This is a genomic window from Rhizobium sp. CG4 (genome assembly GCF_023701965.1).
Taxonomy (GTDB): Bacteria; Pseudomonadota; Alphaproteobacteria; order Rhizobiales; family Rhizobiaceae; genus Agrobacterium.
In genome coordinates, this window is record NZ_JABAEG010000002.1 from 63,495 (window position 1) to 75,817 (window position 12,323).

13 protein-coding genes are annotated in these 12,323 nt (G+C 56.6%); 5 read left to right on the forward strand and 8 right to left on the reverse strand.

Annotated elements, in window-relative coordinates; genetic code table 11:
- Positions 1-2 precede the first annotated feature (2 nt).
- The 3 genes from HGO37_RS05410 to HGO37_RS05420 all read right to left on the reverse strand — a co-directional run bounded on the left by HGO37_RS05410 (position 3) and on the right by HGO37_RS05420 (position 2,496).
- Entirely contained in the window at positions 3-1,475 is a 1,473-nt protein-coding gene (locus HGO37_RS05410) for a hypothetical protein (protein ID WP_250982486.1), read from the reverse strand.
- Positions 1,476-1,683: 208 nt separating this feature from the next.
- Positions 1,684-2,133 (reverse strand): Rrf2 family transcriptional regulator, encoded by a 450-nt coding sequence (locus tag HGO37_RS05415; protein WP_192491362.1) that lies wholly within the window; start codon positions 2,131-2,133, stop codon positions 1,684-1,686.
- Positions 2,134-2,340: 207 nt separating this feature from the next.
- A complete protein-coding gene (locus HGO37_RS05420) occupies positions 2,341-2,496 on the reverse strand; it encodes a hypothetical protein (RefSeq protein WP_250982487.1) in 156 nt (51 codons plus the stop codon).
- A 212-nt stretch (positions 2,497-2,708) separates the two neighbouring features.
- Between HGO37_RS05420 and HGO37_RS05425 the strand changes: the two genes are divergently transcribed.
- The 3 genes from HGO37_RS05425 (at position 2,709) to HGO37_RS05435 (ending at position 6,677) form a co-directional block, all read left to right on the forward strand.
- On the forward strand, positions 2,709-4,049 hold the full coding sequence (locus HGO37_RS05425) for an NAD(P)/FAD-dependent oxidoreductase (protein ID WP_250982488.1): 1,341 nt from the start codon (positions 2,709-2,711) through the stop codon (positions 4,047-4,049).
- 244 nt (positions 4,050-4,293) lie between these two features.
- Complete coding sequence (locus HGO37_RS05430) at positions 4,294-6,300, forward strand: GAF domain-containing protein (RefSeq protein WP_250982489.1); 2,007 nt, start codon at positions 4,294-4,296, stop codon at positions 6,298-6,300.
- A complete protein-coding gene (locus HGO37_RS05435) occupies positions 6,300-6,677 on the forward strand; it encodes a response regulator (protein WP_250982490.1) in 378 nt (125 codons plus the stop codon). Before HGO37_RS05430 ends, HGO37_RS05435 begins: the two co-directional genes overlap by 1 nt.
- A 151-nt stretch (positions 6,678-6,828) precedes the next feature.
- Here the strand turns inward: HGO37_RS05435 and HGO37_RS05440 are convergent, their stop codons facing one another.
- Complete coding sequence (locus tag HGO37_RS05440; protein ID WP_250983213.1) at positions 6,829-7,212, reverse strand: VOC family protein; 384 nt, start codon at positions 7,210-7,212, stop codon at positions 6,829-6,831.
- A gap of 461 nt (positions 7,213-7,673) precedes the next feature.
- On the opposite strand from HGO37_RS05440, the gene HGO37_RS05445 reads away from it, so the two are divergent.
- Positions 7,674-8,018, forward strand: a complete 345-nt coding sequence (locus HGO37_RS05445; protein ID WP_250982491.1) for a hypothetical protein — start codon at positions 7,674-7,676, stop codon at positions 8,016-8,018.
- A 4-nt stretch (positions 8,019-8,022) separates the two neighbouring features.
- On the opposite strand, the gene HGO37_RS26340 is transcribed toward HGO37_RS05445, so the two are convergent.
- A complete protein-coding gene (locus HGO37_RS26340) occupies positions 8,023-9,282 on the reverse strand; it encodes a diguanylate cyclase domain-containing protein (RefSeq protein ID WP_285200479.1) in 1,260 nt (419 codons plus the stop codon).
- Between the two features lie 455 nt (positions 9,283-9,737).
- On the opposite strand from HGO37_RS26340, the gene HGO37_RS26620 reads away from it, so the two are divergent.
- Complete coding sequence (locus HGO37_RS26620; RefSeq protein WP_502941383.1) at positions 9,738-10,415, forward strand: type II toxin-antitoxin system RelE/ParE family toxin; 678 nt, start codon at positions 9,738-9,740, stop codon at positions 10,413-10,415.
- Positions 10,416-10,457: 42 nt separating this feature from the next.
- Here the strand turns inward: HGO37_RS26620 and HGO37_RS05465 are convergent, their stop codons facing one another.
- From HGO37_RS05465 to HGO37_RS05475, 3 genes are all read right to left on the reverse strand, one after another.
- A complete protein-coding gene (locus HGO37_RS05465; RefSeq protein ID WP_250982492.1) occupies positions 10,458-10,820 on the reverse strand; it encodes a hypothetical protein in 363 nt (120 codons plus the stop codon).
- Positions 10,821-10,965: 145 nt separating this feature from the next.
- Entirely contained in the window at positions 10,966-11,721 is a 756-nt protein-coding gene (locus HGO37_RS05470) for an alpha/beta hydrolase family protein (protein ID WP_250982493.1), read from the reverse strand.
- A 23-nt stretch (positions 11,722-11,744) separates the two neighbouring features.
- Positions 11,745-12,296, reverse strand: coding sequence for a GNAT family N-acetyltransferase (locus tag HGO37_RS05475; RefSeq protein ID WP_250982494.1), 552 nt, complete (start codon positions 12,294-12,296; stop codon positions 11,745-11,747).
- Between the last annotated feature and the right edge of the window lie 27 nt (positions 12,297-12,323).

The following is a 12,323-nucleotide window of genomic DNA, read 5'->3' on the forward strand; positions in this document are numbered from 1 at the left end:
TACTACCAGCGGATTGGGTTTTCCAGCGTTTCCCAGAAAATCCAGCGAAACACTTCGCGGCGCGGATGGTACCCGCGTTCGCGGCCGGGCTGCGCCTCGGAAAACGGGTCCAGCACATGCAGCACACCCGATGCGCTGGCGACGGCGACACGGCCGCTGACCGGATCAAAATCAAAGCCGCGCAAGGCCGAACCGAGGAACTGGGTGAACACCGGCTTGCCACCGCTTAAGGGTGCGGCATGCGACCAGCCTGCGCCACCAATCCACGCCACCGGTTCGCCCAGCCCATAAACTTCGCCGGGCAGCTGCGTCATGCCATAGGCGCGCAGATAATCATCCGTTGTCTGCGGTTCTTCTTCGCCCTCGTCATGATCACCCTTCAGTGACGCCAGATCGCGGCAGACGGTAACGCCGCTGGAGCCGTAACGGGAGTTTGACAGCAGGCTTTTGGAGTCATCGGTGAAACGCAGATTATAGGGGTAATCGCTCTCAGCCTCGATGCGGCCATGCGGTTCAATGGTGGTCTCGGTGATGCGCTCGACATAATGGCCGCCATACGCATCCTGCCAGCCATAGGCGACGTAGTGCCCATCCGGTGAGATTGCCACATGGCTGGCATCAATGCCCAGCGGGCCGCCGAACTTGGCCTTGATGTCCTTGTAGCTGCCTATGTAAACCGGGCAATCATCTGAGCCGACATTGCGCACGCCGTCTTCGGCTTCATCCGCCGTGGTGTCAGCGTCGTCTTCGCCGGCCTCATCATCTTCGTCTTCGTCTTCGTCTTCGTCGTCTTCATCGACATGGCCGGGGCGTGGTGCCAGCAGGGTCCAGTCGCTGCCGCGCAGCAGCCAGATTCCGAATTCATCACTGGCCAGAACAACGCTTTTGCCGTCATCTGAAATTTCAAGGCAACGCACCGTCGTGGCATCAACCTCGATATCTTCAGGCCATGGGGTGATTTCTTGTGTGGCGGGGTCAAAGCCCTCGGAAATGGCAAGGCCCTGCCCGGTGGCCAGAACAATCCAGCGCCGGTTGCGCGAAATGGCCACCATGGTGGCGCCATCCACTTCGGTGATCTCGCCGCCATCAATGTGCAGGACCTGATCATCCAGCCGCACCAGAAAGGCGTCCGGCCCCAGGATGACGACAGCATGCAAGCCGACATCGCCCATATGCGAGGTGAAAGGTGTGTGGGCGGGGTCAAAACGCTCCCGCGCCCGCTGCCAATGGCCGGCGGCATTCAGTGCCACCACCTCATCCAGCACCGCATCGGCAAATTCTTCATCGCGCTCGTCTTCCACCAGATCTTCGTCGGGACTTTCATCAAGATCGATGATGGCCTCCAGCGCGGCGCAGACATTCAGCGCCTTGGCGCGGCCAATGCGGTTCCAGCTGTCAAAGTCATGGGCGGACGGGCCTTCCGATGCCTCTGGCTCGGTTTTATTGAGCAGTCGGGAAAAGATATTGCGTAACATCTGCGGGCATCACTCTCTGACAACAGTCGACAATCAAAGGCCGGTTCCCGGAAATTAATGATTTCCCAGCCAGCTGCGCTTTACCGAACTTCACATCAAGATGTGACGCACGGACACGCACAACCATACATCGCAAAAATTCGTTCCAGTGGCGATCTTTATTTTTTGGCTAAAACTTGCTTACCGCGCCCTGATCAGGCTCAACAGATCACGCGCTGCAGGACTGGTCCTGGTGCGCGCCTTCAGGGGCGACAAATGTCTTGGCAATGTCAGCCAGAGTGACGCCGGCAAAACGGTCCATCAGGCGTTTTTCCGCATCGGAAAACACATCTTCCAGCGTGGCGTTGACGGCCTTCTCAATGGGGCAGCCGGGCATGTCATAGGCCGGGCCGACCGCAAAAATCGAAGGTTCGCCCACCGCGCGGTAAATATCCAGCAGCGTCAGCTCTTCCAGCGGCCGCGCCAATGTCCAGCCGCCGCCATGGCCACGCTCCGAGTGCACATAACCCTGCTCACGCAGGCCCGCCATGGTGCGGCGAATGACAACCGGATTGGCATCCAGCATGGTGGCAATCATGTCCGATGTCATGACGCCCTTGTGCCTGCCCATGTGGATCAACACATGCAACATGCGCGACAACCGGCTGTCCTGTCTCATCTGGTTTGCCTCATCTTCTGCCCTGTGAATCTTGCCATACCACAGGCTGCGCCGTTTCGTTACCGCAAATGTGTCGTGAGGGGCTGGAGCTGACCACCCTTTTTGAGCGACAGGTTTCGATACTGTCATTCGCAGGTGAACCGAAGCCGGCTGTCGCCAATCGGCGACGCCAGATCAAGCTCTAACCTTGGTAGATGACCGTGGCACTTAACGCTGCAACTTCTGCCCCGCAACGGTGCCAAGAAATCCTCCTATGGCTGCCAGAACCGCGGCAACCAGAAACGTCGCGCCCATGTTCTGAGCGATCCAAACAATTGCGCCAGCAAACAAACCGCCAACCAGACCAGGTAAAAACTGTCTCATAGTCACCTCCAATTTGCACCATGCCAGGGTAGACAATTCTGCATTGAACGCAAATCACCCCTTGATCGCCTGGAGAAATGATCCGACCCAAGGCAGGGTTTGGAGGCTATTGAACAGTCACAGCCAACTCGCTCTCACAATTCACCACCACCTTGAACACCTAATTACACACCGCTAAGGATTGGTGATTACTCTGATCCAGGAAAAGCGCGATGTTTCCGTTCTCCGAGGCTGATGCGGTTCAGCATTCCGGCCCTATCCCCCAAAAATCCGAAGTGGTGATTGTTGGTGGCGGGGTGATTGGCGTGTCGACCGCGCTTTATCTGGCCCGCAACAACATTGAGGTGACATTGCTGGAAAAGGGGCGCATTGCGGCCGAGCAATCCTCCCGCAACTGGGGCTGGATCCGCAAGCAGGGCCGCGATGCAGACGAGTTACCAATCGTCATGGAGGCCTGCCGCCTGTGGCAAGAGTTGGCGCAGGAATGCGGTGAAGACATTGGCTTGCAGCAAACTGGCGTGACCTATCTTGCACGCACACCTAAGGACATGGCCGGTTTTGAAGATTTCATGAAGATTGCCGCCGCGCACGCGCTCGACACGCGGCTGATTGACGGTGATGCCGTGCGGCAGATGATACCGGGCATGGCGCGCAATTTTGCCGGTGCGATGGTGACGCCATCCGACATGCGGGCCGAGCCGTGGCTGGCCGTTCCGGCGCTGGCGCGGCTGGCGGCGCGCCGAGGTGTTCGCATCATCGAAAACTGCGCGGTGCGCGCAGTTGATACGGCTGCCGGTGCGGTGCAAGCAGTGTGGACCGAGCACGGAAAGATAGAGACATCCAATGTGCTGGTGGCCGGTGGCGCATGGTCATCGCTGTTGTTGCGCAAACATGGCGTTTCCATTCCGCAGCTAAGCGTGCGGGCGACGGTCGCGGCGACAGAGCCGATGCCGGAACTGCATGCAGGTGCAGTGGCAGAGGATGACATTGCCTTTCGCCGCCGGCAGGATGGCGGTTACACGCTGGCGGCCGGCGGCAGCAACTTGCTGTATGTTGGGCCGGACGCATTTCGCCACGCAACCAAATATATGCCGGCACTCAAGGCACATCCGTTTGGCACGCGATATGCGCCGATGGCCCCTTCTGGATATCCCGATGCCTGGGGTACACCGCGCGACTGGGCGGCCGATGAGGTAAGCCCGTTTGAGCGGATGCGGGTGCTGAACCCTGCCCCCGGCAAGCGTGAACTACAGGCGATAAAGCGTGGTTTCAACACGCTGTTTGCGCAGGCCAAACCCGTCCGGTTAAAAACCACATGGGCGGGCATGATTGATGCGATGCCGGATGTCGTGCCGGTGGTTGACCGGGTTGCTGCGATCAACGGCCTGTTTGTGGCAACGGGCATGAGCGGCCATGGTTTTGGCATTGGCCCGGGCATTGGCCGGGTGATGGCAGACCTTATTCAAGGCAATGAAACCGGCCATAACCTGCACCGCTTCCGCCTGTCGCGGTTTGCACCGGGAAATACCATTCGCCCCGGGCCGGCACTGTAAGATTACGGGCCTCAGCAGCAACTGTTAGCGCACTGGATAAGATGCATGAGTTCCCTGCCCCGTCAGCGTGTCCTGCCGCGGGCATATGGGATTGTTTTTACGAAAATTTTATGCGGCGTGAAGGAACTTTAATTGCCACTGCTCGTTCATCAACCCGATGGGCAGCGTTCACTCTCAAAGGATAGCGATAATAACCGTCCTGGAACTGCACAGATAGGTTAACCCACGTGACTGCGAGAGTGCCTTGCGACAGACCAACTATGATGACCAGACTGATCTGCATGAGAGAATTGAGGCGCTTGAGGCCTATGATATCATGGATACTCCGCCAGAACCGGAGTTTGACGGCATTGTGCAGATTGCCCGCGTCATTTGCCGCACACCCGTTGCGCTGATCAGCCTGGTGGAAGAAAACAGGCAATGGTTCAAGGCCCGTGTCGGCTTTGAACCCTGCGAGACGCCAATGGCAGGGTCTGTCTGCCAATATGCGCTGCTGAGCCGCGACTTGCTTGAAATACCCGACCTGACGGCCGATCCGCGCACCAAGGACAACCCGCTGGTAACGGACGAACCGTTCATCCGATTTTATGCGGGCGCCCCGCTGATTACCCCAGACGGCATTATCATCGGCAGCCTGTGCGTGATCGATACGGTCATACGGCCTGAAGGACTGGACGAGGAACAGGCCGACGGCCTGCAGGCGCTTGCCTCGCAGGTCATTGCGCTTTTTGAAGCGCGTCGATTATCCCAGCGCAAGGATGACCTGTTTCGCCGCCAGAAAGGCATTACGGCCAGTTTGCGCAACGCGGCGAAAGAAACGCTTGCCGCGCAGGAGGCTGGTGGTGTTGGCACTTTCGAGATTGACCTGACGCGCAACGAATTGCGCGCATCGCCGGAGTTTTACCGGATCTTTCATCTGCCGCCGGCGCGGTCATATCCAACGTCCGTTTTTGAGACGATGGTTTTTTCTGACGATAAGGGCACGCAATCGACACAGGCCAACCGCGCCGATGGCTCGGCAGCACTTGATGTGGAATACCGCATCAATACGCCAGCCGGTTTGCGGTGGATTTCCCGGACTGCAAACTTCATTCGCGGCGAAAACGGCCTGCCGGTGAAAATGATCGGTGCGGTGAAGGATGTCACAGTGACCCGGCGTGCGGCAGCGCGCATACAGGCGCTGCTTGACCTGGGCGACCGGCTGACACAGCTGAGCGACATCGAGTCCATGGCATCCGCCGCCGCAGACCTGATGGCCAAAGCCCTTGATGCGACCCGCGCCGGTTTTGGCATTGTAGACCCTGTCAATGAGACCGTGTTGATGCAGCCGCAATGGACCGCACCTGGCATTACGCCCGTGACCGGCCTGCACCATTTCCGTGCTTATGGCAGCTTTATCAACGATCTGAAAATGGGCAATCCTGTCGTCATTCCTGATGTGACGCAGGATCCACGCACCGCTGCAAATGCACAAGCACTGCTTGATCTGGGCATTCGCGTGCTGGTCAATGTGCCGGTTATCGACCAGGGCAATTTCAGCCTCGTGGTGTTCGTTCACCATGACACGCCCTACCAGTGGTCGAATGAAGAAATTGCCTTTGTGCGCAGCTTTGGCGACCGCATACAGGCGGCGATTGCGCGTGTGCGGGCAGAGTCTGAGCAACAGTTGTTGCACCGGGAAATGGGCCACCGGCTGAAAAACACGCTGTCCATGGTTCTGGCCATTGCCACGCAGACCCTGCGGCCGGTCAAGGAACGGCAATATGTGGAAGCCTTTGAGCGCCGCGTTCACGCGCTGAGTACCGCCCACGATGTTTTGTTTGAGCGTAACTGGAGCAGCGCCGCAATTGTGCAGGTGATGGAACGGACCTTCGACCGGCTGTCCGTGCGCGACCGCGTGGTGCTGCAGGGCGAAGACCTGACCTTCGGCCCCAAGGGCACGCTATCGCTTTCCCTGCTGCTGCATGAACTGACGACAAATGCCATCAAATATGGCGCGTTGTCGAACACGACAGGCAAGGTTGTGCTGCGCTGGTACCTGACGGGTGAAGGCGAGAACACAACGTTTCACCTTGACTGGCAGGAGATTGGCGGCCCACCGGTTCACGACGTAGACAAGGCGGGGTTTGGATCGAAGCTGATTAAAATGGGCCTTGGTGGAACAGGCAAGGTAGACGTTCGTTATGAGTCATCTGGACTCATTCTCCGGATGGAAGCAACGCTACACCAACTCCAACAGGCCGAACACTAATGGGTACATTCAATCCGCCCAAAAAAAATGTCGTCCTTGTTGTTGAGGATGAACCGCTACTGCTGATGGCTGCTGTCGACCTTGTTGAAGAAGCAGGTTTTGAAGCGGTCGAGGCACGCAATGCCGATGAGGCCATCGAGATACTCAACGCGCGCGAAGACATCCGGATTGTGTTTACAGATATCGACATGCCGGGCAGCATGGATGGCATGAAACTGGCGGCCATGGTGCGCGATCGCTGGCCACCGGTGGAGATCATCATTGTTTCCGGCCATCGCAAGGTTGCCGATGACGATCTTCCTGCACGCAGCGTGTTCTTTTCAAAACCCTACGACGTTGACCGCGTGACAGCGCAACTGCACGCAATGGCGGCGTAACAAACACCGCCACTTGTGCGCAGCACACCCAAGGGACTTTCCTGCCATAGCGGCCGTTATAATCGGCGGACTGAAGTCTTCTTCGTCTATCTTCTAACTGTCGGGAGTCGAGTATCGTCCACAGTTGGCCCAAAGCGAGGTCTGATGTCTTCTAAATCTGATCGGATTGGATCCGCCACGGTGGATTAATACGGTTACTTCCGGCTAGGTACAGTAGGATACGATTTCCACCAGGATCAAAAAGTTCAGCTTCTCGCCAAAGCCAACTCTGGTCCTGCGGAGGGGTCGAGAACGCGATTCCTGCAGCGGTTAGGCTATGATATTTTTCATCTAAATCGTCCCATTCGAAGTAGACGGTGGTTCCGGCGCTTACATCGCCGCCCTTGTGTAAAGAGAATGTGCTGTTTCCGTCAGGGCAGACAAAGCGTACATAGTCCGGTCGTGCATCCACCACTGGCACTAGGCCGAGAGCGCAATAGAATGTCCAACCCTCATCAAGGTCCGGCATAGTCACAGTGACTTGGTTGAGATTCATTCCACTTTCCTCTCCGAGCCTTGAAGCAGCGGAAAGTTTACGGAATTTTTCGTTCATATCAATGACCGCAATAGGCGCAAAGCAGCCGAAATCTGTGCTCGACAAAGTCGTCGTTAAGGTACCTATAGCGTTCGACATTCGCGGCCCGCGCTTCTCTGCGGGATCGGCGATTGGGCCTCCCATGATGGGGTTTCGCAGATGAAGTGGTTTAATCTATGCGGGACGCCATAATCCGGGCGTAGTCGGTCCCGCCGCCCCGCTGCGCGGCCACTATGCTGGGGTTCCTGCGGCGACACTTATCCGGCCCCGGCGTCGAGAATTACCGAAATCCCGCCTGAGGGCGGTCCCATAATATTGTCGCAGGCGCAATTTTTTGCCTGTTTTTCCATTTAAACATAGGAATGATGACCACATGGCAGATGCCATGACCGCAAAAGCTATGTTTGATGAGAGAGCCCAACATGAGCAATTCCTGTCCCGTGCTGAAGCCTGAGGAGCGCAAACTCAACGACATTGTCGAACGTGCCAGTGCACAGATGATGCAGACGGTGCTGGAGGCGCTGGACGCAGCAAGCAGCCAAGTTGCCGCAGAGTGGAAGAGCGTAGAGACGCAGGAAACCCCGCCGCCTTACGACTATTTTGCAGCCGTCGTTCACCAGCGCATGTTCTTGCACCTGTGCGGTGCCGACGCCGAGACAATGACCAGTGGTGATGCGGACCTGGCCGGACACCTGATCCGCAACCAGCAGAACATTGTCGCGCATTACGGTTGGGCGAAAAAGGACAAAACCGACCCCGCCGTTTGAGGCTTTAAAACTGCATCGCATCCTTGCCGGATGCCTTGGCATCATAAAGCAGCGCATCCGCCTCGTTGATCAGGGCCGTTATATCCCGTTTGGCCGCGCTCCAAATGCCACCAATACTGGCGCGCACATGGGTAGAACCACCCGAAATCAGCACCGGTTCCCGCATTCTTTCAAGGATACGTTCTGCAGCCGCCATGCCAGCAGCACGGCTTCCGGCCACCACGACCACGAATTCGTCGCCGCCGGTTCTGGCAACGAGATCATGGCTGCGCACCGCGCCCTTGATGCGCCGCGCGGTTTCGCACAACACCACATCTCCAACGCCGTGGCCATGAACGTCATTGACCTGCTTGAAACCATCCAGATCCAGCGCCAGCACCACAAAACCATCGGCAGATTGCAGGGCGGTAAATTCACCAACCAGGCCGCGACGGTTCAACAGGCCAGTCAGGGCATCCGTGCTGGCGGTTTCCTCCAGTTGTTCAATGCGGCGGCGCTCATCGGTAAAATCAATGGCCATGCCGACAATCTTCAGCGGCCGGCCATCACCATCGCGCAGCAAGCGCCGGTCGCAGCGCATCCAGCGTTCTCCCTGAATGGTATCCAGCCGGTATTCAGCAACATTCTGGTCCAGTTCGCCTGAGATCAACGGCGTGAGATCTGCCTGCGCGCCGTCATTGACATTCACACGGCTGACGTAGCGCTCAAGATCAAGCCGGGCGGCGGTCTGCCCGCCGATGAACTGTGCTAGGCGATCCGAGGTTTCAAACTTGCCGCTAGGGATGTCCATATGCCAGAACCCACCCCTCACCGCTTCCATGGCCAGTTCCAGCTGTGCGGCGCGTTCGGCCAATTGCCGCTCATGTTCCTTATGGCGGGTAATATCCTCGATCTGTGAAATGAAGCGCACCACACGGCCTTCGGCATCGCGCATGGCGGCAACATGGATCATCACATCAACCACGTCACCGAGAGGCTGCACATAGCGTTTTTCGATGGTGTAACCATCCCGACGACCCTGCAAAACCTGCTGGAACTGGTGCATGTCTGCGTCGATATCATCCGGGTGGGTGAAGTCCTTGAAGTGGGTGCCAATGACTTTCGTTATAGGCAGACCGACCAGCCTTGCAAATGCGGCGTTGCCTCGCAGGATCCGTCCCTCAAGATCGACAAGCGCAATGCCTATCGGTGCGTGATCGAACGCAAAATCGAACAGCTCCAGACGGGTGGCAGGATCATCCGTTGTGTAGGCTTGCTCCGCCATATTTTCCTCCGCAAACAAGCGTGCATTCAACACACTAACATCTGTACGCTTAATCCCCTCAGCAGCGAAAGGTTTCGTCTGACACCAAGGAGATTGTGCAAATGGTTTACGGGCCATTGGCTTGGGGCGTTTTGACGGGCAGACAGCGCATGAATTCAGCGACCACTTGCAACCATTGTTAGAAATGATATCTGCAAATGAACAAGGAGAAGAATAACTGGCAAGCTGGTTTTGCAGGGAAAGCGGCGAAGACGATGTGCGGGCGGTTGCAATTGAAGTGTCAAACGTCTTGTTTCCAAACACCAATTCAAGGACACAATATTTCCAGGCACATTCTGAATGTGCGCGAACAGCGCTCAGCGTATTCAATCCTGACAACCTGATCGTATAGCGTTGCGTTATGTTTTGCGAAATCTTGACTTTATATCTTTGAAAATATATTTCTGAGGTCGATAATGTCCTATGACGTGAAGTTCCATCGTGAGTTCGTTCCAGAATGGAAGGCTTTGGAAATGGGACTTAAAGAACTGGTTGGCGAGGTTTTGGACCACCTTGAAGATGATGGCCCGTTTCTTGGTCGTCCTGAGGTGGATACGCTTTCCGGGTCCGGTCATGCCAATATGAAAGAGATCCGCGTAAGATTTGGCAAGCAGGTCTGGCGTTTTGCCTTTGCCTTCGATCCTGATCAGGCTGCCATTATTCTGTGCGGGGCGGCTAAACAAGGCAAGAGCCAGGAACTGTTTTACAAACAGTTGATCGGCAAAGCAGACCAGCGTTTCAATTCGTGGCTGAAGGAGAAAAAGATGAGCACTGACTGGAAAACACTGCGCGCCGAACTGCCGCAAGATGTTCGTGCACGTCTTGATGAAAAACGCGAAACACGGCGTCTGGGCAAGGCTCTGGCGGAAGTGCGCAAAGCCATGAATGCAACCCAGCAGGATGTTGCCGTACGCGCCGCCATGACACAGAACACGATCTCGAAAATCGAGAGCGCCGATGATGTGCTGATTTCCTCTATCGTGCGTTACATGCATTCGATTGGCGGTGGTGTTGAACTTATCCTCAAAACACCGGATGGCAATGCAAAGCGGGTTGATTTTGATCCCGAGATTTATGTGAAGCAATACGCATAATCACGCGGGGCCCAAACCAATATCACCACATGGAGACGCTGCTTAAAAGCAGGAATGCTCGGTTATGCGGTTGCCGACACGGTAGACCTTGCCGGTTGCTGGATAAGCGTTAAAAATCACATATCTGCGCTGCGGGCAGATAAGCTCGAGAGATTTTTTGTGGCAGGACAGAATGTCGGTTTTTCTGGTCACGCCATCACTCACCACGGTACGGCCCCTATCAACGCTCTGATCACACAGAAATCCCTTTTTGACAGCCATTTCGCGTGCAGTATCGAGGCTGACGCCAACCGCATTGATCTTGCTGACTTCACGGGCATGGCCACGCTCTGATGCACGGGTGAAACCGCAACTTGTGAGGGTCAGGCTGAGGCCGGTTATCAATAACACTGAAATACGATTCACGTTTTTTCTCTTGATTCCATTCACTTAACATTGGCAGCGCAACGATAACGCCCGCAAGCGTGAAGCACAAGACAACACCTGTTTGCAACCAGAGTACCGTCCTCGTTGCATGGGTATTTTGGCCCGAAAGATGTGCGACCAGGCGTTAGTGAAGCGTCACAGCCGGTCTGAATATCCGTGTCAGGAAATCCTTGAGGATCGGCATGACCTGCTCACCGGCCAACCGATGTCCCGCATCCAATCTATGCAGGCTGACCGGCGCGCCGGCCTCTGCAAGAGCCGCGGAAAATCGCTCCGCTTGATCGACAGGGGCACGGTCATCATTGACACCATGCAGCAGCAAGGTCTCGGCCGTGATCTGCTGCGCGTGGTGCAGCGCCGAGCGGTCCGAAAAGGCGCGGTCAGTGGCGCCACTCTCGGTCTTGATGGTCTGCTGCAAACCTCTTGAGCTGCGCTCATAGGCGTCTCGCAGGTCGTAAACGCCACTCGACAGGATAAGCGCCCTCAAGGTTTGAATTTTGGTGGCGACCATGGCCGATGCGACAGCGCCACGACTGTTGCCGTAAAGCACGATGCGGTCAGGATCGACCATTGGTTGCTGCTGCAGAAACGCCAGCGCTGCGATGATCGCGTGCTGGGTGGCTGGGCCGCAGAAATCCGCTGGCCCGTCAGATTCACCAAAGCCCGGCTGCGAGACCGCCGCGGCGGTAATGCCAAGACGCGAGGAGAAACGGACAAGCGAGCCGTTATCGGCGAATTCCTTGCCGCCCAGCAACAGCCCGCCCTGATTGCCATGCACAAAGAGGATGGCACCATTTGTTGTGGCAGGTGGCGAAGACAAGAACAGCTCAACGCGCGCGCCATCGTGCCTTTCAATGAAATGTTGCGTTACCGCCGTCACGCCATGATCTCCTCAAATCGCGTCTATCGAACTTTGCAATACAGAAATGCGTCTCTTGGCTCAGGCGAGACATTGGGATGAAGAATGTAACGGCGCAACACCGCTTCACGGGTCATGCCAGCCTTTACCATGACCCGCGACGAAGCAATGTTTTCGACATCGCACATCGCCTCGGTGCGAAAAATTGCCGGGTGTGCAAGCGCATGATCAACCAGCCAGCGAACAACCTCGCTGGCAACGCCCTGCCCCCAATGGTCACGCCTGGTAATCCAGCCATAGGACACCCGCGCCTGGTGGCTGCGCGGTTCCACCGTTCCAATAATCTCATCTGGTGCAGTGTGCCGGGCAATCAGCAGCGGGAAACTTGTGCCCACCTGCCACGCACGCTCCGCACCTTCCAGAAAGCTTACCGTTTGCTCCATGCTGGAATGCGGTTTCCACGCCAGATACCGTGTTACCTCCCGGTCGGTCGCCCAGCCCCGGTGCACGGATATGGCATCCGATACGAGCGCCTTGCGAACAACGAAACGTTCGGTGTTGAAAGTCTCTGGCACGCGATATGTTGCTGGCATCATACCCCCATGTTTTCGTTTCGTTGAGCC